Raw genomic sequence first — 25,279 nt, 5'->3', positions numbered from 1 at the left:
GCTCGCATGCCGCCAAAGGCTTGTTCGTCCGCCCGTCCGCCGCAATCAAGTCAAGTCGAATTTGCCGGTGTGGACCAGATCGAACTTCACCTTGACCTCGACATCCTCCGGCTTCGCCAGCCGGGATCCGGACCGCTGCCACTCCTGCCATTCGCGCAGGTGGTTCCGATAGAGGTCTTCCAGGATCAAGAACAGGTCCACGCCTTGGGCGTAGCCGTACGCATACGTCTTCTCGACGTCGAGCCGAATCTGCTCCTCGACGCCTTTTTCAATGATCGCAGCATCGATCGGCGCGTTCAGCTCGACGACATGCCCCTTGAGTCCGAGCTCGATCCGATACTTCAGGCTCCCTTCCCCATCGGAGACGAGCCGATAGCGGGGGTGGACGCCGTCGATCGTCACCGTGGCGATCGTCTCTTCTTCCTTTCCTTCCTTCATCACTTCCAGCGTGAACTGCTTGAACCGGGGATCGAGCCAGCGCATGCCGCTGGTGCGGGACAAGGGCATGAATGTCATGAACCGCTTCTGGGTGAAGGCAAACAGCCCGTCGTATTGCTGCACGTTCAGCCTTTGATTGGCGTTGGACCAGTCGGCCTTCGTCATGCCGAGCGAGGGCAAGAGCGCGGTAAAGCCCTTTTCGTGAAGGTGGCGGACCATCTCCTGCATGCTCAGCGGCCGGATATAGCTCCGCTGCTCGTATTGCGCCTTCGGGTTGTACAGTGTGCTCATCAGATGGGAATGGCCGAAAAATGTGCTGGACTTGAACAGCTCCTCGATCGGTTCCTTCGTGCCGAACACGAAGCTCGTGTAACGCGACGCCCGCTGCCGGTTGTTGGCGTCGAGGATGTCCTCCATGTGCGGCATCGCCCGCTCATGCACGAGCAGCACCTTTTGATGCTCCAGATTGAGCACGAACTGGGCCGAGCGCTGCAGGTCGGCGATCGCGCCGAGCACCGAGCGTCCTCGGCCGGATCCGACCCACACCTGCGTTTCCTTGGTCTGGCTGTCCGTCTTGGCGATGGAGGCGAACTGCATCAGCTGGGCGTAGATCTCGTAAAAACCGTCCCTGTAGTCCACGCCTATGGCGGATACATAGCCTTGTTCGGTCAGATCGATCTCGTCCCAGCAGCCGGAGATCGGCAGGCAGAAGGACAAGGCCGCCAGCAGGAGGAGCGGAAGCCGCGCTTGCAGAGGAATTCGCTTATGCTTTTTCCGCACCTTGATCTCCCCCTTTCAGGCGGCGCTTCTTCCATGGCAGCTGCAGGAAGCTCGGCAGCATCTGGCTGAAGTCCACCGTCGCGAGGGGGGCCATGTACGGGCGTCCGAAGCTCTCGAGCGAGCATACGTGGACCGCGATCAGGAACATGCCGATGAAAAAGCCGAACATGCCGAGCACGGAGCTGAGAATCAGCACGACGTAGCGAAGCACGAGCACCGAGCCGTTCAGCGTCTGGTTGACGAGCACGTACGTCGAGACCGCCGTGACGGCGGCCACGACCAGCATCGTCGGCGACGTCAAGCCGGCATCGATTGCGGCATTGCCCACGATCAGCCCGCCGACGACCGACACGGTCTGGCCGACGGCCCGCGGCAGACGGACCCCGGCTTCCTTGAACAGCTCGAACATCGTCAGCATGAGGAACATCTCCATCGTCGTCGACAGCGGCAGGCCGTTGCGCGAGATCGATATGGTCGCCAGCAGGCTGAACGGAAGCTGGTCCGTATTGAATGCGCACAGAGCGATCCAGAAGCCCGGCGCGAAGATGCTCATGAACAGGCCGAAGAACCGCAAGATCCTCTCCAGCGACACGAAATAATACGGCATGTGCAGGTCTTCCGGCGACTTGATGAGGAAGGCCAGGTTCACCGGCGCGAGGATGACGGCGGGATTGCCGTCGACGATGATGACGACCCGGCCGGACATGAGGGCGGACGCCGCGAAATCGGGCCGCCCCGTATAGTGGACGAGCGGGAACACCGTCGTCCGGACATCCGACACGAGCGCTTCGATCTGCGTGCTGCTTTCAATCGACACGCGGCTTTCCTGGATCTGCTTCAGCCGCTTCTTGGCCGTCTCCACGACGGACGGATCGGCCAGCGATGCCATGTAGAGCAGCGACACCTGCGTTTGCGACTGGGAGCCCAGCACCATCAGCTCGACCTGCAGGTCCGGCGTCTTGAGGCGGCGCCGCACCAGGCTGACGTTCTGATGGATGTTCTCGACGAAGCCGTCCCGCGGTCCTTTGAGCGACACCTCCATGACGGATTCGTCCGGCTGGCGGACCGACAGGCTGCAGATGTCGCTCCGATAAATCCTCTCCTCCTCGTCCGCTTGGACGAAGATGAGCACGGCGCCGCTGAACAGCGCCTGGTACAGCCCTTCGTCGCCGGCGGGCTGGATATGGAGCAGCTCCGTATCCCAGCCGCGCTGCAGGCTCTCCCCGTTGCCGCGCAGCTCCTTCAGCAGCGACAGCTGAAAGATCGTGGCGTCGATCAGCGCCGGGCAGTAGATCAGCGTCATCCCGGCGTCGCGGCCGTGCTCGTCGACCAGCACCGTCTCGATGCGCTCGACGTCTCCGCAGCCCTCCAGCTTGTCGAGCAGCCGCTTCAGCAGGCCCGGGGAAGCCGTTCCGGACGCCGACTCTTCGACCGTTTCCTCAGCCGAGCGATAAGGACGGCCCTTGCCCGAAGTCGGCGCGCTCATGGCGCCTGCTCCTGCGGCTGCCGCCGCGGCGCGTCCTTGCGCGGCTTGGCGGCAAGCACCGCGATGAGCCATCCCGCGAGGCTGACGATCAGGACGACCAGGCCGGAGATCGGGAAGTACAGGCTCATGACCTTGCGGTAAGGCACCATATGGTCGGTCACGAACTGAACGAGCGGCGTCAGTCCGGCGAGAAAGGTCCAGCCGTACCACGCGCTGGCTTTCGGCTTGCTGATGCCGAGCATCTCCTTGACGAGGTAGAGGCTCAGGGAGATGCGGATGAGCGAGCCCGACAGCCACTGGTAGATCGCGAAGAAATCGAGATGCTCCACGAACTTGCCGATCTGCACGAGCCGCCACTGCGAGAACGCCGGATAGCGCATCTTGGCCGCTTCATCCGGTCCGAACTGAACGATCGCGCCCGTAAGCGGGCCGAGCGTCAGCAGGACGAGGCAGAGCATGAGCAGCAGCAGCTGCGGCAGCTTGAATTTATTGCGCACGTGATGCTGGAAGAGCACGAGCGTGTTTATTTCCAGCATCGTGCAGGCGCAGAGGGCCGCGCCGGCCAGCACCGGCATCCATCCTTCTTCGAGGAAAGGCTTCAAGTAATGATAGTCCTTGTGCGGCATGTTCGCCGACATGACGAAGTCCCCGAGCAGGAGGACGAACGGAAGGAGGATGGCGGAGGTGAACGCGATCGTCCGAAGCCCCTTGCTTACGGCATAAAGCGAGACGCCGAGCATGGCCAGCGCGAATACGTAGTTGGGCGTCAAGGGCAGATACGTCGTCTTCGACCACGAGACCGAGTCGACCAGCGTGTTGAACGCGACGCAGACGAGCAGCAGCAGGATCGGCGCTTTGAGCAGCCAGGCCGCCTTCTTCCCCATAACCCGGTCCACGACGGACCAGAACGGCTCGTCGAGCCGCTTCATTGTCCCGAACAGAGGGAACGTGACCCACAGCAAGCCGATCAGGCAGACGAGCAGCGGGCTCATCCAGCTGTCCCTCGACGCGACCTGAAGGATCAGCGGGACGATCAGGACATGGTTGGCCAGGCCGACCGAGAGGATCAGGATGCTGATCGCGGGCAGCTTTCCGAATACAGCGTTCGAGTTCATCTCTTCTCACCTCTTTCAAGGATAGATTTTCCCTGGATCGGAAGCTTTATCCACACGAAGAGGCGGCAAAAAAGCCTTCCTCTCCCGTGCGACGGGAAAGAAAGGCCAGGTGTCGCGATCGCCCGAAGGCTAATCGGCATAGATCATCTTGCGCGTCATGCCTCCGTCGACCGTGATGTTCTCGCCGGTGACGAAGTCGTTGGCCGGATCGGTCAGATAAAAGCAGGCTCGGGCGATGTCGTCCGGATGTCCGACGCGGCCGGCAGGATGCTGCTCGTGGTCGCGCACGCTCAGCTTGGCCGTGTCGCCGGTCTCGATCCAGCCGGGGCTGACCGAGTTGACCCGGATGCCGTGCGGTCCGAGCGAGAGGGCGAGCGCATGCGTCAGCGCGAGTATGCCCCCTTTGGAGGCGGCATAGGCCTCCGAGCCGGGCTCGGACATGAACGCGCGCGTCGAGGCGATGTTGACGATCCGTCCTCGCACGCTCTTCTCCCGCATCTGGACCGCCGCCTCGCGACTGCAGAGGAACGTCCCGCGCAGATTCGTGTTCAGCACGTCGTCCCATTCCTCCACGTCCAGCTCCCAGAGCGGCTTGAAGGCGCTGATGCCGGCATTGTTCACCAGCACGTCGGCTGCGCCCCAGCTTTCCCGGACGCGCCCGAACAGCTCCTTCACCGCTTCCGGACGGCTCAGGTCCGCCTCGTGGGCCGCAGCCTTGCCGCCGGGCGCCTCGATCAGGCGCAGCGTTTCCATCAGCCCGTTCCGGTCGCGGTCGACGAGCAGCACCTCGTCTCCTTTGCCGGCATAGGCTTGGGCAAGCGCCCTGCCGATGCCGGAACCCGCTCCCGTGATGACCGTCCTGTCCGCCCTCCGCATGCTATTGTTCATTTCCATCTCGTCCTCGCTTTCGCATCGGGCTCGCCGCGAGGCAGCCCGGGGGATGTACCTTTATACCCCGTTGCCCCGCCGCTCTATCGACCGGCATGCGGCCATGGCCCTCCGCCGGCCAACGCCCCGTCATGCCTCCGCTCTAACCGGTCGAGGGCTGGTTCGGCACATGTCCCTTCTGATTGCGGTTCTCCTCGCTGCCGGCCGCCGCGTTGTTTTCCGCTTCCTTGGACCGCTGCGCCAGCGACTGCTGCTTGCTCTCGAAGCCGTGCTTGCCACCTTTGGCCATTTCCCTTCCGCCTCCTTCCCCCGGCTTGAACCCGCAGTCCCCGCAGGGCCGCGGCGCCGCATCCGGTAGCTTGCCCTGCGCCCCGCTTCTCCATCAGGCGATTCCGCACGGTTTCCCTTTTCTCGCGAATCCCTTACAATGAAAGTCGGAACGCAGCTTCATCGGCTTTTCGATCCATTTGATCCCGCCGCTAGGAGAAAGGATGCCTGATTCATGATTATCAAACCGAGAACACGCGGCTTCATCTGCACGACCGCCCATCCGAAAGGCTGCGCGCGCCAGGTTCAGGAGCAGATCGACTACATACAGCAGCAGCCCAAATGGGAAGGGCCCAAGCGCGCGCTCGTGCTCGGCGCCTCGACCGGCTACGGCCTGTCCGCCCGCATCGCCCTCGCCTTCGGCGCAGGAGCGGCGACCGTCGGCGTATTCCGTCCGTCCGCCGCGACGGACAAGCGCACCGCCTCGCCCGGCTGGTACAATTCCGCCGCCTTCGAGCAGCTGGCCGCCGAAGCCGGCCTGACGTCCATCAGCGTGACGGGCGACGCCTTCGCCGACGAGACCAAGGACAAGGTCATCGAGACGATCCGAGAGGAGCTCGGACAAGTCGACCTCGTCGTCTACAGCGTAGCCGCTCCTCGCCGCACCGATCCCGATACCGGCGAGACGTACACCTCCACGCTCAAGCCGATCGGCGATGCTTATACGAACAAGACCGTCAACTTCCATACCGGCGAAGTGAGCGAGGTCACGATCGAGCCCGCGGAGGACGGAGACATCGAGCAGACGGTCGCCGTCATGGGCGGCGCCGACTGGCAGCGCTGGATCTCCCGCCTGCAGCAGGCCGGCGTGCTGGCCGAAGGCGCGGTTACGATCGCCTACTCCTATATCGGGTCCTCGATCACGCAGGCGATCTATCGGGAAGGCACGATCGGCAAGGCCAAGGACGACCTCGAGGCGACCGCGCTCGAGCTCCAGCAGCAGCTCGCGCCGCTCGGCGGCCGCGCCTACGTCAGCGTGAGCAAGGCGCTCGTCACCCAATCCAGCTCGGCGATCCCGGTCGTGCCGCTGTACGTGTCGGCGCTTTACAAGGTCATGAAGGACAAAGGCCTGCACGAAAGTACGATCCAGCAGACGGCGCGCCTGTTCGAGCTGCTCTATGCGGATGGCGGCACCCCGCTCGACGAGAAGGGACGCATCCGCATCGACGATTGGGAGCTGCGCGGCGACGTGCAGGACGAGGTCGCGCGCATCTGGGCCGAAGTCGACAGCGCCAACATCGGGGAGCTGACCGATCTCGAAGGCTACCGCAAGGAATTCTTCCAGCTGTTCGGCTTCGAGACGGACGGCGTCGACTATGAGCAGGACGCCGATCCGGTCGTGGAGATTCCTTCCGCCCGCTAAGCGGCTCACATGCGCATCGAGCAAGCAGCCCGCCCAGGAATCCGGGGCGGGCTGCTTGCTGATGATGACGCAAGGCTTGGGATCGGCGGATGAATCGGCCGCCGAAGCCGCAGGCGGATGCGCGTCCGCGTCCAGGACCGCGTGCCTGATCGGCTTTCGGACTCGGCAGCGGTCATGCCGCCGCTTCGCCGTCTCCGTCCGGCTGCGCCCGTCCGCCGCCTTCCGCTTCCTCTCGGCTCTCCTCCTCGCGCAGCAGGAACAATCGGATGTCTGCCGCGAGCCGCTCCGACAGCTCGTGCACATCCGCCGCCTGGAGGGCCATCCGGCGGATCTCCTCGTCCTGCAGCGTCCCGGACGCGAGCACCTGCTGCGCCGCCGCGGCCGCGCTCTCGGCGATGCCGGACACCTGGGCGGCGAGCTGCCGGAGACCGCCGCATGCCTCGCGCGTGCGGTCGACCTGAGCATGCACCTCGCCGATGCTGGCGCTGATGCGGGTCATCGATCCGCCGATCGCCTCGAAGCTGCCGAGCGTCGCCGCGACTTGCTCCTGCTGCTCCCGCAGGAGGCTGCGGCTGCCTTCCATCGAGGCGCGGAACTGCTCCATGCCCTGCTGCAGGCGGCCGATCAGCCCTCCGATGACGGCGGTCGAATCCTTCGTCTGGCTTGACAGCCTCCGCACCTCCTCGGCGATGACGGCGAAGCCTTTGCCGTATGCGCCCGCTTGAGCCGCTTCGATGGATGCGTTGAGCGCCAGCACATGCGTCTGCGACGACAGGTCGATCATCGACTTGGTAATGCCGGAAATCTGCCGCGAGAAGCCGTCCAGCCGCTCCAGCTCCTCGAACATGCGGGCGATTCCCTCCTCCGTCTGCACCGACGTCTCCTGCAGCCGCGCGACGGTCTGTTGCCCGCTTCGCGTATCGCTCACGGCCGTGCCGCGCAGCTTCAGCATCCCGTCGGCCAGGCCGGCGATCGCTTCCATATCCGCGCCGAGCCCGTCCATCAGCCTCCTCGTCTCCTCGGACAGTCCGCTTTGCATCTCCGCCCCGGCGGCAATGTCCCGGATCGACCGCACGATCTCCTCGTTCGCCCCGGCCGTCACGCGAGCGGACTCCCGGAATGCGCCGGACTGGCGCTCGAGCGAGGCGGCTACGCCGCGGCTGCGCTGCAGCATCGCGTGCACCCGGTCGACCATCACGTCGAACTGACGGCTCAGCCGCCCGAGCTCGTCCGTCCGTCCGGACCCGATCCGCTCCCGCAGATCGCCCTCGGCCAGCCGTCCGACCGCATGCTCCAGCCGTCCGACGCTGCCGCCGAACGAGCGGACGAGCAGGAACGCCACCATGGCGGTGAGCGCGATGACCGCGAGCGCGGCGGCGCCCGTCATCGTGAGCGTATCCTGCAGCCGCTCGAACGAACGTGCCTGCGCGGCAGCCGCATTGCGGTCGGCCGCCGCGCTCAAGCGTCCGCTGATGTCGAGCATCGTCTGATTTTCCGCGGCGGTCCGGGAATGGAGCGCATCCATCTGCTCCAGCAGCTCCAGCGGATCGGCATTCTCGTCCAGCAGCAGCGCGGCCATCTTCTCCACCTCGCCGGCATAGTGGGCCGATTTCTCCCGCAGCGCCAACAGATCCTCCTGGGCAGCGGTGCTGCCGGCAAAATCCAGCCTGCTCAGCTCCGCCTCCATCGCTTGGTGGATCGTGCGGAACGGCTCGGCGCGCTCGGCGTCGTTCTCCCGCTTCAGCTCGCCCTCCAGCCGATCCAGCTCCTGCAGGAACTGGCTGATCTTGGCGCTCGACAGCCGCTTGTCCATCTCTCGCTTCTGCTCCGTCATCGAGCTGCGGACCTCGTCGATCCGCTCGAACTGATACAGCGCCAGGCCGACCAGCAGCAGCGAGACGATCGCGAAGCTGGCGATCAGCCTCGCCCGCATGTCCCTCCAGCCGCTTATCCTGAATAAGCTCATCATGCCTTCCCCCTCTGAAGTCCTGCTTGCTCTCGAGTGGCTCAAGTCTACGCAAAGCGGGTTAAAACCAGCCGCGCGATTCGTCAACGGAACGTTAAAAGCAGGGACGGGCAGGAAGCCTTTATCGCTTAACGAAGAAGCGGGCAAAACGAAAACGGCCGTCCGCTTGAAGATGCGGACGGCCTTGGCGAAAGCGGGAGGAGCGATCAGCTTCCGAGGAGCTGCTTGACGATTTCTTTGTTGCGGCTGCTGAACACGTCGTTGTGCGAGGAGACCATGGCGTAGCTGTCCGCCTCGGGATTCAGGTGCATCTTGGCCCGGTTGACGGCGTTGGCCGCGTCCTGGAACGTGCCCGCGATCAGATGGAGCTTGCCTTCCTGCATGAGGATGTCCCCCGCCGCGTAAAGACCCGGCACCGAGGACTCGCCAGCGCCGTTGCCGGCGATGTAGAAGTCGTCGACCCGCCTGAGCTCCAGCGGGCTGTTGTCGAGCAGCGAGCTGTCGCGCTCGTAGCCGTGGTTGATGACGACCTCCTCGATCTCGACCTCCGCGATTTCGCCCGATGCGAGATGGGTCAGCTCGACCTTGCCGATGCGGTCCGCTCCCGGCTCCGCGAGCAGGCGGGTAATCGACGTCTGGAACAAGCATTTCGCCGAGCTGGCGAGCAGCTGGGCGACCTTGGCCTCGTGCCCGGTCAGCGACTCCTTGCGGTGCACGACGTACACCTGGCGGGCGACGGCTGTCAGCTCGTTGGCCCAGTCCACCGCCGAGTTGCCTCCGCCGGAGACGAGCACGACCTTGTCCTTGAACGTCTTGAGCGATTTGACCGTATAATGGAGGTTCGTCACCTCGAACCGGTCGGCTCCTTCGATCTGCAGGCGCTGCGGATTGAGGATGCCGCCGCCGACGGCCGCGATGACCGTACGCGAGCGGTGGATCCGTCCCGAGGAGCCTTCGAGCAGGAAGAGGCCTTCTTCGTTCCTCGTGATGCGCTCGATCTTCTCGCCGAGCACGACCTCCGGATCGAACGTCAGCCCCTGCTGCACGAGCTGCTCGATCAGCTGGGCTCCCGGCACGGGCGCAAGCCCGCCGACGTCCCAGATGATCTTCTCCGGATAGATATGGATCTTGCCGCCCAGCCTCGGCTGATATTCCACGATCTTCGTCTTGAGTCCTCTAAGCCCGCTATAGAAGGCGGAATAAAGCCCGGCCGGGCCTCCGCCGATAATCGTGACGTCGAACAGCTCTTCGTTTGCCCCATCTTCGCGATATTCGCTCAATCCGGTTGCCCCCGCTCCATTGATTATCATTCTCATTTACTTTAACGCCTTTTGACTTCCTTGGCAACGTCCGCCGAGAAACGTCCGCTGACGGGACATGCGTCCGGGCGCGACATCCCAATTCGTGGTTGACAGATTTCACCGGCGGTTCTATAGTGAAGAACGTCATTGATAATCATTATCACTTATTTAGGGAGAGGTCTTCATTGAAAAAGCTTTATTTGCCGCTCATCCTGTCGATCCTGCTCGTCCTGACCGCATGCGGCCAGAAGAGTCCCTCCAGCGGCGGCGGGAACGCCGCCGGCGCGGAGCCTGCTGCCGCGGACGCGAACCGCTCCTCCGCAGCGGCCGAAGGAACGATTACATACGAATCCGAGAACGGTCCGATCAAAGTGCCGGCGAATCCGCAGCGGGTCGTGGTCGTCGCCTCGTATGCGGGCAACGTCATGGCGCTCGGCGTGCCGCTCGTCGGCGTCGACAGCTGGTCCAAGATGAATCCGCGCTACCAGGACCATCTGGCCGGCGTCGAAGAGATCAGCGAAGAGAACGTCGAGAAGATCATCGAGCTCGATCCCGACCTCATCATCGGCCTGTCCACGACCAAGAACCTCGACAAGCTCAAGGAAATCGCCCCAACCGTGACCTACACGTACGGCAAGGTCGACTACCTCACCCAGCAGCTCGAGATCGGCAAGCTGCTGAACAAGGAGAAGGAGGCTCAGGCCTGGATCGACGACTTCCAGGCTCGCGCCGCCGAGGCAGGCGAGCAGATCCGCGCGAAGATCGGCGACAAGACGGTATCCGTCATCGAGAGCTACGACAAGCAGCTGTACGTGTTCGGCGACAACTGGGGCCGCGGCACGGAGATCCTGTACCAGGCGATGAAGCTGAACATGCCGGAGAAGGTAAAGGAAATGGCGTTGAAGGACGGCTACTACGCCCTTTCCGCAGAGGTGCTTCCGGAATATGCCGGCGATTATATGATCGTCAGCAAGTACCTCGACCAGGAGAACGCGTTCCAGCAGACGGAATCGTACAAGAACATCCCGGCGGTGAAGAACGGCCAGGTGTTCGAGGCGAATGCCAAGGAATTCTACTTCAATGATCCGATCACGCTCGACTATCAGCTCGACTTCTTCAAGTCCCATTTCCTCGGCAGCTGACGAGGCTGATCCGCCCGGAACTCTTGCCATGGGCCAAGAGTTCCTTTCGCTGTTCTTGTCCGACCGGCGCTGAACGCCGGACGATCGATCAAGGAGGTCCTCCATGCAGCACCCACTCCCCCGTCGAAGAGGAGCCTACTTCGGCTGGAAGCTTGCGGCTTCGCTTGCCGCTCTCGCCTTCTGCTTCTTCTTCGCGCTCACCTTCGGGGCGGCCGACACGACAGTCCAGGATGTGTGGAACGCTCTCTTCACCTCCTCCACGGAAAAGGCCGTCCTCACCATCCGCGAGCTGCGCCTGCCGCGCGAGCTGGCCGCCATGGCGGTCGGCTCCGCGCTCGCCGTAGCCGGCGCCGCCATGCAGGGCATGACGCGCAATCCGCTGGCCGACCCCGGCCTGCTCGGGCTGACGGCCGGCGCGAATCTGATGCTCGCGCTGACGATCGCCTTGTTTCCCGGCGTCGGCTACATCGGCATCATGATCGGCTGCTTCATCGGCTCGACGATCGCGGCCCTGCTCGTCTTCGGCATCAGCGCTTCCCGCAGCAACCGCTTCTCGCCGCTGCGCATCGTGCTCGCCGGAGCTGCGATCTCCGCGCTGCTGCTCGCCGCCTCCGAGGCGGTCAGCCTGCACTTCAAGATCACGCAGCAGGTCAACCTGTGGAACGCCGGCGGCGTCATCGGCACGACCTGGACGCAGCTGGCCCTGGTGACGCCGTTCATCGGCGCCGGCATCGTCGCCGCGCTGCTGCTGTCCCGCCAGCTCACCGTGCTCAGCATGAGCGAGGAGGTGTCGGCCGGCCTCGGCCAGAATACCGCGCTGGCCAAGACGCTGCTGTTCGTCGTCGTCGTGCTGCTGACCGGAGCCGCCGTCGCGCTCGTCGGCAACATGGCGTTCGTCGGCCTGCTCGTGCCGCATGTCGCGCGCGCGTTCGTCGGCCCCGACTACCGCTTCGTGCTGCCGGTGTCGGCGATCGGCGGAGCCGCGCTGCTGCTGCTGGCCGATACGTTCGCGCGCACGGTCAACTCGCCGTACGAGACGTCGCTCACGGCGATCGTCGCCATGCTCGGCCTGCCGTTCTTCCTCTGGATCGTCAACCGCAAAGGAGGCGCGTTCCGATGATCGAATCGCTCGCGCGCCGCCGGCAGCGCATCGCGCTCATCGTCCTGCTGCTGCTCGTCGCGGCCACGATGCTCGTCAGCGCCAGCTGGGGCTATTCGTCGCTCGGCATCAAGCGGGTGTTTCCCGTCCTGTTCGGGGACGGCTCGCGCAAGGAGGAGTTCGTGCTGTTCTCCATCCGCCTGCCGCGCATCTTCATTACCTTTCTCGCCGGCGTCGGCCTCGCCCTTTCGGGAGCGATCCTGCAGCGGGTGACGCGCAACGACCTCGCCGATCCCGGCATCATCGGCATCAACACCGGCGCCGGACTCGGCGTCGCGGTCTTTTTCCTGTACGCGCCGATCGAGCCGGGCAGCTTCGTCTACCTGCTCACGCTCGTCGCGTTCGCGAGCGCGATGCTGACCGCAGTCTTCATCTACCTGTTCTCCTATCGCAAAGGAGAGGGCTTGAATCCGGTCCGGCTCGTGCTCATCGGCGTCGGCTTCTCGCTGTCGGTATCCGGCATCATGACCGTCATCATCTCCTCGGTCGCCGACCGCGAGAAGGTCGACTTCATCGCCAAGTGGCAGTCCGGCAGCATCTGGGGCACCGACTGGGTGTTCATCTGGGCGCTGCTCCCGTGGCTGCTGCTGCTCATTCCGTTCACGCTGTACAAAGCGAACCAGCTCAACCTGCTCGAGCTGAGCGAGCCGGTCGCCGTCGGCATCGGCCTGCCGGTGCAGAAGGAGCGCATCTGGCTGCTCGTCGCCGCGGTCGCTCTCGCCGCATCTTCCGTATCGGTGACGGGAGGCATCAGCTTCATCGGCCTCATGGCGCCGCATATCGCCAAAGCGCTCGTCGGACCTCGCAACCAGCTGTCGCTGCCGATCGCGATGCTGATCGGAGGCTGGCTGCTGCTCGCCGCCGATACGATCGGCCGCAACCTGGCGGACCCGAGCGGCGTGCCTGCCGGCGTCGTCGCCGCATTCATCGGCGCTCCGTACTTCGTCTACCTGCTGCTTCGGCGGACGGCATCTTAACGACGGAACTGAATTCTCTCAGGGAGGAACCTCCAGTCGGCTGTACACTGACGCCGCTCCGGGGATGGAACCCTCTGGTCGGCTGTACGCGACGCCGCTCCAGTGACGGAACCTCTGGTCGGTTGTACGTTGACGCCGCTCCAGGGATGGAACCTCTTTCCGATTCCGCTGAAGCCCAGATTCCTCTGATCTCTCTTTCCGAAACGGAAGGAATCCGGGCTTCAAGGGAACCGCTGCCGCTTCTTCAAGAGGTTTCCATCCCCTCCGCTCCCTGCTTCCTCACCATCACTTCTCCATCCTTCGAAAGAGAGCGGCCTGCATAGGCCGCTCTCTTTCGGCAATAACATCCTTCCTGCGGTGAAGCCGCGCATAAGTCACCTCACCACTTCAGCTGCGCCGACTACGTTCTGTTTTCCGCGCAACTCTCCCGTTCAACCGCCTGCTCGTGCCGAGTTGCTCGTTTTTTCCGCGCAACTCCCCGTTCGGACTCCTGCTCATGCCGAGTTACTCGGTTTTTCCGCGTAACTGCCCCATTCGGCCTCCTGCTCGTGCCGAGTTGCTCGGTTTTTCCGCGCAGCTCTCCCGTTCGGCCTCCTGCTCATGCCGAATTGCTCGGTTTTTCCGCGCAACTCCCTCTTTCGGCCTCCTGCTCGTGCCGAATTGCTCGGTTTTTCCGCGCTACTCCCCCGTTCGGCCGCCTGCTCATGCCGAATTGCTCGGTTTTTCCGCGCAACTCCCCATTCAACCATCTGCTCATGCCGAGTTGCTCGCTTTTTCCGCGCAACTCCCTCTTTCGGCCTCCTGCTCGTATCGAGTTGCTCGGTTTTTCCGCGCAGCTCTCCCGTTCGGCCTCCTGGTCATGCCGAATTGCTCGGTTTTTCCGCGCAATTCCCCCGTTCGACCGCCTGCTCATGCCGAGTTGCTCGGTTTTTCCGCGCAGCTCCCCCGTTCAGCATCCTGCTCGAGCCGAGTTGCTCGCTTTTTCCGCGCAACTCCCCGTTCGGCCTCCTGCTTATGCCGAGCTGCTCGGTTTTTCCGCGCAACTCCCCCGTTCGGCCTCCTGCTCGTGCCGAGTTGCTCGGTTTTTCCGAGCAACTCGTCGGTCCACGGCCTGTTCGAGCGATTTAGCCGGCGCTATGGCGGCCAGTGGCAACTCGACGAGCCATCCGCTATAATAAGAAGGTCGAAATGTTTAAACGCATGAACATAGATGCCCGACGATTCCCGCTTCAAGGAGGCTATCCCATGGGCAAGCTCGCCATCCAGCTGTTCCGGCAGTGCCTGCCGGTGTTCCAGACGCTGTCCGATCCGCATCGGCAGGACATCCTGCTTCATCTCCACGAGAACGGCCCGCTGTCCGTAAGCGATCTGACCGCGCGGCTCAGCCTGAGCCGGCCCGCCGTGTCGCATCACCTCAAGCTGCTGCTGCAAGCCGGCCTGCTCGCCTGCGAGCAGCAGGGCACGCAGCGCATCTACTCGCTGCAGCTCGAAGAGCCGGCCGCCCTGCTGCGCGAGCTGCTCGAGACCGTCGAGCGGGAATGCCTGGCTCCCCCTGCCGGCGGCGCATCCATTCCGTCCCCCCGACAGGTCCATTCAACCGACACCCCATCCGACAAGGAGGAACCATCATGAAGCCCGTTACCCATGCCGATGTCGAGTCGATGCTCGCCGAGCACAAGCGCTTTTTCGATACCGGGGCGACCCGCTCCATCGACTGGCGCATCGAGCAGCTGAACCGTCTCGCCGCCGCGCTCCGCAAGTACGAGCAGCCGCTGACCGACGCCGTGTTCAAGGACCTGCACAAAGGCCCCGCCGAAGCCTACATGAGCGAGATCGGCTTCACGCTCGGCAGCATCAAGGAAACCGCGAAGAAGCTGCGCCGCTGGGCGAAGCCGGAGCGGACCGGCAGCAAGCTGTTCCAGCTTCCCGCCCGCAGCCGCATCTACCGCGAGCCGTACGGCACCGCGCTCATCATCGGACCGTTCAACTATCCGATCCAGCTGCTCGTCGAGCCGCTCGTCGGCGCCATCTCCGCCGGCAACTGCGCCGTGCTCAAGCCGTCCGAGAACACGCCCCATGTCTCCGCCGTCATCCGCGACATGATCGAGGCTACGTTCGAGACGGGCTTCGTCCGGGTCGTCGAAGGCGAGCGCGAGACGACGACAGCGCTGATCGAGTCGCCGTTCGACTACATCTTCTTCACCGGCAGCGTGCCGGTCGGACGGATCGTCATGGCAGCCGCGGCCAAGAACCTCGTGCCGGTCACGCTGGAGCTGGGCGGCAAGAGTCCGGTCATCATCGACCGAACCGCGGACTTGAAGATTACCGCCCGCCGCATCATGTGGGGCAAGCTCATGAACGCCGGCCAGACCTGCGTCGCTCCGGATTACATCCTCGTCGAAAAGGACGTCAAGGAGGAGCTGGTCCGCCATCTGTGCGAGTCGGTCCGCGACTTCTACGGCGACGATCCGTCCCAGGCCGAATTCGGCCGGATCGTGAACGAGCGCCAGTTCGACCGCCTGGCCGATATTCTGGAACGCGATCGCGAGAGCATTGTCTTTGGCGGCAAGACGGACCGCGGAACGCTGTACATCGAGCCGACCGTGCTGAACGCGGACTTCCACCGATCGGCGGCGATGGAGGAGGAGCTGTTCGGCCCGGTGCTGCCGGTCATCGGCATCGACAGCGTCGACGAGGCGATCCGCCTCGTGAACAGCAAGCCGAAGCCGTTGGCGCTATATTTGTTCACGAAGAGCGACGAAGCCGTGGAAAAGGTCATCGCGCGCTGCTCGTTCGGAGGCGGCACCGTGAACGATACGATGATGCATCTCATCAATCCCGAGCTGCCCTTCGGCGGCGTCGGCCCTTCCGGCATCGGCGCGTATCACGGGCGGCACAGCTTCGAGCTGTTCTCCCACCGCAAGAGCGTCGTCCGCCGCGGCTTCCGGCTCGCGAGCAGCCTGACATTCCCGCCGTATACGCCCGACAAGATGAAAATGATTAAAAAATTCCTCGGCTAGACGCAGGAATTCCAAACGAAAAGACAAAAAGACCGGAGCCCGCGCTCCGGTCTTTTTTTTGAGCATGGACGGTCTCGGCGGCCGGCAAGGGCAATCCAGGCGTCCCTTGTGGACGGTCCAGGCGACGCGCCGATTGCGTCTTTCGGTTAAGAAGCCGTTCCTCCCTCCGCTCCCGCGCTCCGCCGCACCGGAATCCAGATCTCGCTGCGGAAGTCCGGCTTGGACGTGTCCGCGGACTCGTTCCAGAGCAGCTCCGGCCCCGGGACAAGCTCGTAGCCGGAGGACGGGAACCACTCCGCATAGATTCGTCCCCAGACGTTTTGCAGCGCGACCGGGAACGCCCCGACCGCCTCGAATACCGCCCATGTCGATGCAGCGACCTCCAGGGCGTCCCAGCCCGCCGGAGCCGGCCTTGTCGTGGCCGCTCCGATATGATGGTCCAGCTCGCCTTTCTCCTCCATGCGCTCCTCGGAAAAATTCGTCGAGGCGCTGACGAGTCCGGTCGGCTCGCCGTCCGCCAGAGCCTTCAGCTCGGCCATGCCGGCCGGGGTCAGGCTCTCCCACATCGATTGGATCGCGGGATTGACCCCGTCGAATTGAATCGGCACCCGCCGGCCGAGGCCGACGATCCGAAACGCTCCTCGTTCTACGATCCGCACCTTCATCTCCATGCCGCCTCTCAAGCTCAAGTGAAAGGTCATCCTCGGGTATGCCTTCAGCTGAATGCCGGCCGCTCGCGCCCCGCTCGGCGTCGCTCCGTGCTGCGCTTGGAAGGCGCGGGCGAACGCATCCGGCGACGTATAGCCGTACTTGAGGGCGACGTCGATGACCTTCACGTCCCGCTCCAGCAGCTCCTCGCCGGCCAGCGTCAGCCGCCTGCGGCGGATGTATTCCGCAAGCGGGACTCCCGACAAGTAGGAGAACATGCGCTTGAAGTGATGCTCCGAGCAGAGCGCGATCCGCGCCGTCCGCGCCAGATCGACCTCTTCGCCGGCGCGCAGCCGCTCCTCCAGATCGTCGAGCGCGAGGTTCCATGCTTCCAGCATGCCTTCGGACCTCCTTTCCTGCCTTTAGGATAACGTCCGCGGGACGAAGCCGACCGACCGGCACGGTTCCGAAAAAGTCGGATCCGAGGCCCGGAAGGGCCGTCGCCGGACCTTCCCTATTCCGGCCGATCCGAGCCGGGGGCGGCTCGGCATCGGCTACTCCCTATCTAGGCAGTCGAGCCGGGGGCGGCTCGGCATCGGCCACTCCCGGTCCCGGCAGTCGAGCCGGGGGCGGCTCGGCATCGGCCACTCCCGGTCCCGGCAGTCGAGCCGGGGGCGGCGCAGGCGGGCTCCCCGCTCAGCCGGTCAGCCCGTCAGCCCCTCGGCGAGCCGGCAGGCGGCGTCATGGAACTCGCGGCGCAGCGGGGCAAGGTCGACGCCCCGCCCGAAATGGACGCGGTTCGTCAGCAGCACGGCAGCGAGGCCGCGCTCCGGGTCGATCAGGACGCTCGTCCCGGTGAAGCCCGTATGGCCGAACGCGCTGCCGCTCGCCAGCGAGCCGAAGCAGTCGGCCTTGTCGCCGCGCAGCACCCACCCGAGGCCGCGCCGTTCCCCGTCCTGCCCGGAGGTCTGCAGCCGGGCCGCCTCCCGGCGGATGCGCTCCGGCAGCGCCTCCGCTCCGGCAGCGACGCTCTCCGCCGCTTTGCTGGAGGCGCCGGAGCCGGCAGCCGGCTCGTCCAGCCACATCGCCGCATAGCGCAGCAGATCGCCTGCCGTCGAAAACATGCCCGCATGGCCGGCGACGCCTCCGAGCGCGCGGGCGTTCTCGTCGTGGACGATGCCATGCCAGCAGCGGCCGCTGGCCGCGTCGCGCTCGGTCGGAGCGCAGGCGGCCCGCTCCGCCTCGCGCAGGCCATAGGACGTGCGGCGCATCCCGAGCGGTTCCCACACAAGCTGCCGGACCGCCTGGTCCAGCGGCAGGCCGGCCGCCCGGGACGCCAGCTCGCCGAGCAGCAGGAAGCCGAGGTCGCTGTAGGCGGCCGAAGCCCCCGGCTCCGAGCGCAGCTCGCGCGCCGCGATCCGGCGGAGCGCCTCCGCCAGCGGAACCGGCGGCGAGTGCAGGTTCTCGCCGGACGGCAGGCCGGACGTATGGGCGAGCAGCTGGCGGACCGTCGCGGCGCGCGCAGGTCCGGCCGCCAGCTCCGGCAGCAGCCGGCTTGCCGGTTCGTCCAGCTGCAGGCATCCCTCTGCCGCGAGCCGCAGGACCAGCGGCAGCGTCGCGGCGACTTTGGTCAGCGAAGCGCAGTCGTAGACCGTATCCGGCTCGACGGGGCGCGCCGCCTCCGGCTCGGAGGAAGTCGACCCGATCGCGCCGATCCACCTTCTGCCGCGAATGTGCACCGCTGCCGCCCCGCCCGGCGTCCATTTCCGCTCCACCGCCGCATGCAGCGGCTCCAGCAGCCGCTCCAGGACGGCGGCATCGTGCTTGTCCGTCATTTTCCATTCCTCCTTCGCTTTGCCTCCATTGTACCGGATCATCGTCGACAGCTGAACCCTTTGCCGCCGTGAACCGTATAAACCGCATTCCAGCTAGCCGGGAGGAACGATGAACAGACTGATCTTGCATGCAAAACGGCTGCTCGCCGCCTGGACCGACCGGCCCCTGCGCAGCGGCGCGGTCGTCGGCGGACGCTATCGGCTCGACGAGCCGCTCGGCATCGGCAGCTACGGCCTGACCTATCGCGCCACGGACTTGCTCAGCGGCAGGCCGGCCGCGCTCAAGCAGGCCAAGCCGAGCAAAGGCGAGGCTGCCCGCGAGCTGCTTCGCCGGGAGGCCGCCATGCTGGAGCGGCTGGACCATCCGGCCATTCCGAGGGCGCTCTCGCTGCTGGAAGAGCGCGGACAGCTTTACCTGGCGAGCGAGCTCGCACCGGGCGAGACGCTGGAGGATCTCCTTTTCGAGCACGGCCGCACGTTCACCGAGACCGAGGCGCTCCGCCTCGTCCGCAGCCTGGCCGACATCGTCGGGCATGTCCATGACCGAGGCTGCGTGCATCTCGACGTGCGCATCCCGAATGTAATGTTCAACGGCGAATTCGAGGCGCATACAAGCGCAGCGCAAGTCGGATTCGCCAGCGGCGATTCCGAGGCGCATACGAGCGCAGCGCAAGTCGGATTCGCCAGCGGCGAATTCGAGGCGCATACGAGCGCAGCGCAAGTCGGATTCGCCAGCGGCGAATTCGAGGCGCATACGAGCGCAGCGCAAGTCGGATTCGCCAGCGGCGAACGCCTCTCCCTGATCGACTTCGGCCTCGCCCGCCGCATCGGCGAGCCTCCGCTCGCGGCGGCTCCCGCTTCGGAGGACGACCGCCGCAACGCGCCGGCCGAGCCGGCCTCCGACCTGCTTGATCTCGGGCATCTGCTGCTGTTCCTGCTCTATTCGAGCTATGTGCCCGAGCCGGGCGCTCCCGATCGCGGCTGGGAAGACGAGCTCGAGCCGGCCTTCGACACGAGGCGCCTGCTGCGCCGCCTGCTCGGCTCCAAAGGACCGCCGCTCGGCGGCGTGCCGGAGCTGCTGACGGAGCTCGATCGGATGCTCGCAGCCCGCAGAGCGGTCCAAGTGCGGGACGATCGCCACAGGTAGCGCATAAAATAAAAGCCGGCCCGGAGCTCCATCTTCATGGAGCTCCGGGCCGGCTTGGCGTGTTGCGAACGAGTTAGCTCGAGCTGTGCTTGCGGCCCTTGTAGTAGCCGTGGCCGCGGCCGTACTTGCGGTCCGAGGAGCTGTAGCGCTTGTGGCTGTAGCCCCGGCGGCCGCTGCTTGAGCTGTGGCGCTTGTAGCCGTAAGGCTTGCGGTGATGCGAGGAACCGAGCAGCCGTTCCAGCAGACGTCGGATCATGAATCATCCCTCCTTGCTTTTCCCCGTAGTACGGCGAAAAGCCGGCTTGGTTTCAACCCGTCGCGCCCGATTCGCGCCGTAGGGTAGTCGTTGACCGAGATCATGTCCGGGCTTCACAAGCTGCCGTCCGGCTTGATGCCGTCCCCATGCGCCCAGATCGCCGTCGCCCTCTATACGACCGGGTACAGCCAGGCGATCCTGCGCCGGACCGGCACAGGATCGCTTCATCAGCCCTTCCTTATTACGAGACGTACAGGCGCGAGGCCGGCACGATTTCCTTGGCCTGGGACGCGCTCGACCAGCTCAGCTTGGCGATCGCGGAGCCCGTCTTTTCATAGTAGTCGACGCGGATGTCGGCCTTGACGCCGGCCTGCAGGGTGATCGTGCCGCTCTTCTCCGTCGGCGGCTGGTCGACCCAGTTGTCGATGACCAGCTGGCCGTTCACCCAGACGCGGATGCCGTCGTCGGCATACGTGTAGAACGTATACGTCTCACTGTACTTCGGCTCGATCTTGCCCGTCCACCGGGCCATGAAGTTGTCGGCGTTCGCTCCCGAAGGGGAGCCGCTGCCCCAGTCGAAGTCGATGTTCTCCGTCACGTTCTTCACCCATTGCTCGAAGTTGAGGCCGTTCCAGTAGGTGCCGGCCAGTCCCGTGCCCGTGCCGCTGCCGCCTCCTCCGCTGCCGCCTGCATCGGAGGTGCCGTAGACGAAGCTGTTGCCCTTGAAGCCGACATAGACCTTGCCGAACACGTCCTTGTCGCCGTCGATGGCGGACACATGGTCATAGATGCCGAGCGGATACGTGCCGGCCTTCTGCCAGTCCGCGCCTTCGTTCGTGGAGCGCCAGATGCCGTAGTCGCCGCCGACGTAGCCGCTGACGTACAGCGTCGGATAGCTGCTGCCCGGGGCCGCCTTGCCGAGTCCGATCGCCGTCGCGTCCTTGACCGCGCTGATCTCGCTCCAGCTCGCGCCTCCGTCCGTGGAGCGATAGAGCGAGTAGGTCGACTCGTCCAGGCTGCCGAACGTGAGGAACAGATGGCCGGCCTTGCCTGGCACGGATTTCAGGCTCGCGTTGAACCAGCCGACCGTCCATCCTTTCGGCATGGTCGTGTTGACGAGCGTCCAGGATTGGCCGCCGTCGGTGCTCCGATAGAAACCTCTGTCCGCATGATACAGGTAGAAGGTACGGTCGTTCACCGTATCGGCCGCCAGCACGTGGCGGTTGAGGTAATAGGCGAAGTGGGAGCCGCCGTTGTACTTGCCGTCGCTGTCATAGGAGCTTTCCGTGCCGGGCAGGATGATCGGCGTCCAGCTCGCTCCGCGGTTGTTGGTGTAGAACGGCGTGCGGTTGCTCGTCGGCAGATACACGATGTTCTGCGTGTCGCTGGCCGCCACGGCGATGTTGCCGAAGCGCATGTCCGCCGGCTGGCTGGCGAACGGCGTCCACGACTGGCCGCCATCGGTCGAGTAGCCGCTGGAGTAGGCTTGTCCGTCGCTCTCGCAGCAGAAGCGGTGGTCGGAGATCGTCGCGACGAGGAAATTCGGGTTGTTCGCCGAATAGTCGAGATCCCACGCCGAGCTGAAGCGCGCAGACGGCTGATGCGTGGCCGGGTAGGCGTCCAGGTTGGCATGGTAGAACAGCGGACGGTCCCAGAAGGCCGTCACCGGCTTGCCGCCCGGAGGCGCGACGACGTCGTTGGAGACCATCTCCTCGATGCCGGCGTTCAGCGATGTCCACGTGACGTTGCTGTCCTGGATGTCCGTCGTCGTCCAGACGCCGATGCCCTCGGCGAACCAGAGCCGGTTCGGCGCGACCGGATCGAACACGAGGTTGCCGACGCTCATCCAGCTCTCGTCCGTCCAGGCGAGCCAAGGCACGTCGGACGCCGTGCGGTCGCGGCTGAGCTGCGTCCACTGGCTGCCGCCGGTCGTGGAGCGGTAGATGTTGCCGCCGTGCTGGATGGCGATCAGCAGCGACGGATTGCTCGGCGATACCGCGACGCTCGCCGTATCCGGCGAAGGCGAGATGTTCGTCCAGGAGCCGTTGTATTTCCACAGGCCCGACGCCACGACGTACAGCGTGCCCGACTGGAACTTCAGGCTGCTGAACGAGCCCGAGTCGCCCAGCCCGCTGCCGGTGATCTTGTAGAAGCTGTCCCCGCCGTTGTCGCTGCGGAACACGCCGCGGTTGTAGATGGCCGCGTACACCGTCTTCGTGCGCAGGCTGCTGCCGGAGCCGACCGTGCCGCTGCCGGCGTCGAAGACGACGCTCGTCACGCCCTGCACCGTTTCGCCGCTGGACGGAACGCTCGTGTCGGAGCTCCACGTGGAGCCGCCGTCGCGCGTCTTGCGCAGGCCGCTGCCGGACGTTCCGTAATAGACGACGTTGTTGTTGGCCGGATCGACGGCGAGCCGCTCGCCGGTCGTGCGGCCGTCGCCGTTGGCGTCGCCGACGATGCCGCTCAGGTTCGTCTTAGTCCATTCGGCGCCCTTGTTCCAGCTGCGGTAGACGCTGCCGTTGTATGCCATGTAGGCCTGATTGCTGTCGTTCGGCGCCGAGACGAGCGAGATCACGCCTTTCATCGCGCCCGGGGACTCGTCCGGCATGCTGGCCGCCGTCACCACCTGAATCCAGGCGGTCTTGGCGTCGTTCAGCCGATAGCCGCCGCCGACGTCGGTCCGGGCGTAGACGACGCCGCCGTCCTTGTGCACGTCGATGCCGGTCACGAAGCCTCCCGCTCCGGTCTTCAGCGTCTGCCATGCGTACGAGCTCGAGATGTCGCTCGCCGCCGCTTGACTGACGCCTCCGCCAACCGGCACCAGCAGCACCGCCGCCAGCACTGCCGCAGCCGCGCCCTTCCACCTTGCCATCGTTCTCATCAATTCGCCTCCGTTCGATTCGTTCCGCACCATTGGGTGCGCTTTCATTCTATCGCGTTCCATGCTCGGACCGGGATAGACAAACGGGCGGCGCAGGGAGAAAACAGTAGGGAGGCCGTCCGGGCCAGCGCCCGATCGTCCCCCCTGATGCTGTCGAACGCCCCCGCTGCTCCAAACGCTTAGCTGCCGCCAAGCGGCAGATCGGAGTAACGCAGGACGCGGATGTCCCGCTCCCGCAGCGCTGCGGCGAGCCGAGCGTCGAGGAACAGCTCATGCTCGAGCCGCCGGTCCCTTGCCACGGCCTCCGCCGGATAGCCGGCGCTGCCGAAGCGGCGCAGCTCCTCCCCGCCGAGATCCGGGTGGCCGAGCAGCACGTAGGCGCCTCCGGGACGAAGGCGCGGCAGCGCCAGCAGCGCGCGCTCGGCCGGCGTCTGATCGGCCGCCTCGTCCTCTGCCTGCGGCTCCGGCCAATCTTGCGCGGCATCCCGATAGTAGCGGAGACCCTCGCTCGCGCACCATGCCCGCAGCAACGGCCCCAGCCTGGCGTCCGTCCATTCGAACCGCATGTGCGTGTCGAAGTAATCCGGCTGGATGCCGGCCGCGCGGAGCCGCTCCAGCTGGGCCTGCAGCTCGGTCAGCACGTCCAGCGGATCGAAGCCGCCGCTCTTCATCTCCGCCGGAGACGCGTAGAACTCCCCGTCGTCCCCCAGCAACGAGGAGATGCGGCTGCGCGAAGCGGCCGGCTGCCACTTGACCCGGTCCCACTCGGCATGGATCGTGCCGTGCAGCCCGGCGCACAGCTCGGGCCTTGACGCCAGCATCGCGGCCGCGTCGTCCAGCGCCGGACCGACGGCCATCACGGACACGTTGCGCAGCAGCCCGCGGTCGGCGGCGTCGGCGATCGCCGCGTTGGCGGAGCGGCTGCAGCCGGCGTCGTCTCCTTGCGTCAGCACGGCGATCATCGGAAGACGATGTCGGCGGCCTGCTTGGTGAACAGGTCGAGCTGGTCCGCGCTGAGGACGCGCACGCGGTTCAGCGTGAAGTTGTCGAACGTGATCCGCTCGACCCGGTGCTCGGCGTCGTAGCCTCCGATGAGCGAGGTGGAGTAGCCCGGATTGTACGGGGAGACGCGCACCTGGATGTCCTGCAGCAGGATGTCCTGAATTGTGCCGCGCTCGGCGTCCTGGTTGTACATCGACTTCATAACGCGGAAGTCGACCAGCTTGTCGTAGTAATGCTGGATGCGGATATCGCGGAACACGACGTCGCGCACGGCCGCGCGGTCGCCGACATGGATGCTGAGCGCCGCGCCGTAGCCGTGAACGGTGACGATGTCGATGTCCTCGAACACGATGTCCCGCACCTCGGCGACGGTCAGCTCGTGGCCGATCTCGAAGGCGTTGCCGGACGGACCGTTCACGAACGTGCAGGCGCGCACGCGGATGCCGTAGACATCTCGGGCGGCCAGCAGCGTGCGGCCCGCCTGCTCGTCCGGCCAGTCGAACGCCTTGACGACGACGCAGTCGTCGTTGTTGCGCAGGAAGCAGTTCTCCACGGTGACGTTCCGGCTGCCGACGATGTCGATGCCGTCGGAGCTGACGACCTCGCCGATCTGCTTGACGCGGTCGACGCGCACGTCCTCGCAGTCCGCCAGCATCATCATCCAGCACGGCGGATGGACCATCGCGATGTCGCGGATCTCGACGTTCGTGCAGCGGTACAGCAGGATCATGCGGTAGTCGCGCACGCCGGCGAAGTACGAGCCGTCCAGGATGCCCTCGCCATAGATCCGGATGCCGTCCGCCTCGTCGGCGCGGACGCTGCCGCGCACGATCGTGCCGGCTTCGATGTACAGCGACTCTCCGCTGCGCAGCGTGATCTCGCCGGCGTCGTGGACGCCGCCTCCGGCAAAGGCATAGGTCGCCTTGCCGTCGTACGGCGTTCCCGGGTTGCCGAAGAAGAACAGCGGCAGCGGCAGGCCGGACAGCTGGAGATGGAGCAACTCCGGTCCCTCGATGCGGAACGCCAGGCGTCCTCCCTCGACGGACGGCTGGATGCCTTTGCGGATCGGACTGATTTCGACGTCCCCGAGCGGAGACGCGCTTTCGAGGACGATGTCGGACGGTCCGGCGACGGCCGCGGACACGAAGTAGGCGACGTTCGTGGCGAGCACGTCGGCGGGCCGTCCGTTCACCGTCAGGGATAGGCCTGCCGCGAGGGGCAGGGCGGGCGCGGAAGCGGGCGATGTCATAGGTTTGGTTCCTCCTTCAAGATGGCTAGCGTAAGCTTAGCCCTCGCGGCCGGTCCGGAGAGATAGAAGATAGGCAGGCGTACCGGGCAAATTCGGCATCCGTCCCGGTTGCGCAAGCAGATGCCGCCGCGCCTCAGGGGACGCGGCGGCGTGAGCGGACTCCTTCCGCCGGTCGGACCGCGATCGCACTCTTGCCGACGGTTGCTCTTTTGAATCGGAGTCTTTACAAGCAAAATAGGGACGAAAAGAGGAGCTCTCGCTCCCTTCCGTCCCCTCGCCTTGCATCGTCTCGCCTTGCA

General features: G+C 65.2%; 20 protein-coding genes. 7 read left to right on the top strand and 13 right to left on the bottom strand.

What is annotated here, in order from left to right:
• Nucleotides 1-45 precede the first annotated feature (45 nt).
• From HGI30_RS08225 to HGI30_RS08205, 5 genes are all read right to left on the bottom strand, one after another.
• The gene (locus HGI30_RS08225) at nt 46-1,218 is read right to left on the bottom strand and encodes a Ger(x)C family spore germination protein (RefSeq protein ID WP_168907184.1); all 1,173 of its coding nucleotides are present in this window, start codon (nt 1,216-1,218) and stop codon (nt 46-48) included.
• A complete protein-coding gene (locus HGI30_RS08220; RefSeq protein ID WP_168907183.1) occupies nt 1,202-2,704 on the bottom strand; it encodes a spore germination protein in 1,503 nt (500 codons plus the stop codon). The genes HGI30_RS08225 and HGI30_RS08220 overlap by 17 nt, the downstream gene beginning before the upstream one ends.
• Entirely contained in the window at nt 2,701-3,819 is a 1,119-nt protein-coding gene (locus tag HGI30_RS08215; protein ID WP_168907182.1) for an endospore germination permease, read from the bottom strand. Before HGI30_RS08215 ends, HGI30_RS08220 begins: the two co-directional genes overlap by 4 nt.
• Nucleotides 3,820-3,948: 129 nt before the next feature.
• Nucleotides 3,949-4,713 carry an SDR family NAD(P)-dependent oxidoreductase gene (locus HGI30_RS08210; RefSeq protein WP_407945015.1) on the bottom strand — a complete coding sequence of 255 codons (765 nt, stop codon included), beginning with the start codon at nt 4,711-4,713 and terminating at the stop codon, nt 3,949-3,951.
• A 136-nt stretch (nt 4,714-4,849) separates the two neighbouring features.
• On the bottom strand, nt 4,850-4,996 hold the full coding sequence (locus HGI30_RS08205; RefSeq protein ID WP_168907181.1) for a hypothetical protein: 147 nt from the start codon (nt 4,994-4,996) through the stop codon (nt 4,850-4,852).
• Nucleotides 4,997-5,209: 213 nt separating this feature from the next.
• Between HGI30_RS08205 and fabV the strand changes: the two genes are divergently transcribed.
• The gene (gene fabV / locus HGI30_RS08200; RefSeq protein WP_168907180.1) at nt 5,210-6,397 is read left to right on the top strand and encodes an enoyl-ACP reductase FabV; all 1,188 of its coding nucleotides are present in this window, start codon (nt 5,210-5,212) and stop codon (nt 6,395-6,397) included.
• A gap of 172 nt (nt 6,398-6,569) precedes the next feature.
• Here fabV and HGI30_RS08195 read toward each other — a convergent pair whose 3' ends face one another.
• Together HGI30_RS08195 and HGI30_RS08190 are read right to left on the bottom strand one after the other, a co-directional pair.
• Nucleotides 6,570-8,366, bottom strand: coding sequence for a methyl-accepting chemotaxis protein (locus tag HGI30_RS08195; RefSeq protein WP_168907179.1), 1,797 nt, complete (start codon nt 8,364-8,366; stop codon nt 6,570-6,572).
• 203 nt (nt 8,367-8,569) lie between these two features.
• Nucleotides 8,570-9,643: an NAD(P)/FAD-dependent oxidoreductase gene (locus HGI30_RS08190; RefSeq protein WP_235680364.1), complete on the bottom strand. Its 1,074-nt coding sequence runs from the start codon at nt 9,641-9,643 to the stop codon at nt 8,570-8,572.
• A 206-nt stretch (nt 9,644-9,849) separates the two neighbouring features.
• Here HGI30_RS08190 and HGI30_RS08185 point away from each other — a divergent pair, with 206 nt between their 5' ends.
• The 5 genes from HGI30_RS08185 to HGI30_RS08165 all read left to right on the top strand — a co-directional run bounded on the left by HGI30_RS08185 (nt 9,850) and on the right by HGI30_RS08165 (nt 15,962).
• Entirely contained in the window at nt 9,850-10,806 is a 957-nt protein-coding gene (locus tag HGI30_RS08185; RefSeq protein ID WP_168907178.1) for an iron-hydroxamate ABC transporter substrate-binding protein, read from the top strand.
• 103 nt (nt 10,807-10,909) lie between these two features.
• Complete coding sequence (locus HGI30_RS08180) at nt 10,910-11,926, top strand: FecCD family ABC transporter permease (RefSeq protein ID WP_168907177.1); 1,017 nt, start codon at nt 10,910-10,912, stop codon at nt 11,924-11,926.
• Nucleotides 11,923-12,942 (top strand): FecCD family ABC transporter permease, encoded by a 1,020-nt coding sequence (locus tag HGI30_RS08175; protein ID WP_168907176.1) that lies wholly within the window; start codon nt 11,923-11,925, stop codon nt 12,940-12,942. Before HGI30_RS08180 ends, HGI30_RS08175 begins: the two co-directional genes overlap by 4 nt.
• A gap of 1,245 nt (nt 12,943-14,187) precedes the next feature.
• On the top strand, nt 14,188-14,574 hold the full coding sequence (locus HGI30_RS08170; RefSeq protein WP_168907175.1) for an ArsR/SmtB family transcription factor: 387 nt from the start codon (nt 14,188-14,190) through the stop codon (nt 14,572-14,574).
• Nucleotides 14,571-15,962 carry an aldehyde dehydrogenase gene (locus HGI30_RS08165; RefSeq protein ID WP_168907174.1) on the top strand — a complete coding sequence of 464 codons (1,392 nt, stop codon included), beginning with the start codon at nt 14,571-14,573 and terminating at the stop codon, nt 15,960-15,962. The genes HGI30_RS08170 and HGI30_RS08165 overlap by 4 nt, the downstream gene beginning before the upstream one ends.
• 146 nt (nt 15,963-16,108) lie before the next feature.
• Here HGI30_RS08165 and HGI30_RS08160 read toward each other — a convergent pair whose 3' ends face one another.
• Complete coding sequence (locus tag HGI30_RS08160) at nt 16,109-17,008, bottom strand: AraC family transcriptional regulator (protein WP_168907173.1); 900 nt, start codon at nt 17,006-17,008, stop codon at nt 16,109-16,111.
• 306 nt (nt 17,009-17,314) lie between these two features.
• On the bottom strand, nt 17,315-18,445 hold the full coding sequence (locus tag HGI30_RS08155; protein WP_168907172.1) for a serine hydrolase domain-containing protein: 1,131 nt from the start codon (nt 18,443-18,445) through the stop codon (nt 17,315-17,317).
• 109 nt (nt 18,446-18,554) lie between these two features.
• Between HGI30_RS08155 and HGI30_RS08150 the strand changes: the two genes are divergently transcribed.
• Nucleotides 18,555-19,592 carry a protein kinase domain-containing protein gene (locus tag HGI30_RS08150; RefSeq protein ID WP_168907171.1) on the top strand — a complete coding sequence of 346 codons (1,038 nt, stop codon included), beginning with the start codon at nt 18,555-18,557 and terminating at the stop codon, nt 19,590-19,592.
• A 73-nt stretch (nt 19,593-19,665) separates the two neighbouring features.
• Here the strand turns inward: HGI30_RS08150 and HGI30_RS08145 are convergent, their stop codons facing one another.
• The 4 genes from HGI30_RS08145 to HGI30_RS08130 form a co-directional block, all read right to left on the bottom strand.
• Entirely contained in the window at nt 19,666-19,848 is a 183-nt protein-coding gene (locus HGI30_RS08145) for a hypothetical protein (protein WP_168907170.1), read from the bottom strand.
• 241 nt (nt 19,849-20,089) lie between these two features.
• The gene (locus tag HGI30_RS08140) at nt 20,090-22,729 is read right to left on the bottom strand and encodes a PA14 domain-containing protein (RefSeq protein WP_168907169.1); all 2,640 of its coding nucleotides are present in this window, start codon (nt 22,727-22,729) and stop codon (nt 20,090-20,092) included.
• A gap of 179 nt (nt 22,730-22,908) precedes the next feature.
• Nucleotides 22,909-23,682 carry a ChbG/HpnK family deacetylase gene (locus tag HGI30_RS08135; RefSeq protein ID WP_168907168.1) on the bottom strand — a complete coding sequence of 258 codons (774 nt, stop codon included), beginning with the start codon at nt 23,680-23,682 and terminating at the stop codon, nt 22,909-22,911.
• A gap of 5 nt (nt 23,683-23,687) precedes the next feature.
• Nucleotides 23,688-24,980 carry a glycosyl hydrolase family 28 protein gene (locus HGI30_RS08130; RefSeq protein ID WP_168907167.1) on the bottom strand — a complete coding sequence of 431 codons (1,293 nt, stop codon included), beginning with the start codon at nt 24,978-24,980 and terminating at the stop codon, nt 23,688-23,690.
• Between the last annotated feature and the right edge of the window lie 299 nt (nt 24,981-25,279).

Origin of the sequence: Paenibacillus albicereus (genome assembly GCF_012676905.1) — a bacterium.
In the GTDB taxonomy this organism is placed as follows: Bacteria; Bacillota; Bacilli; order Paenibacillales; family Paenibacillaceae; genus Paenibacillus_O; species Paenibacillus_O albicereus.
This window is presented reverse-complemented; position numbering and strand designations above follow the sequence as displayed.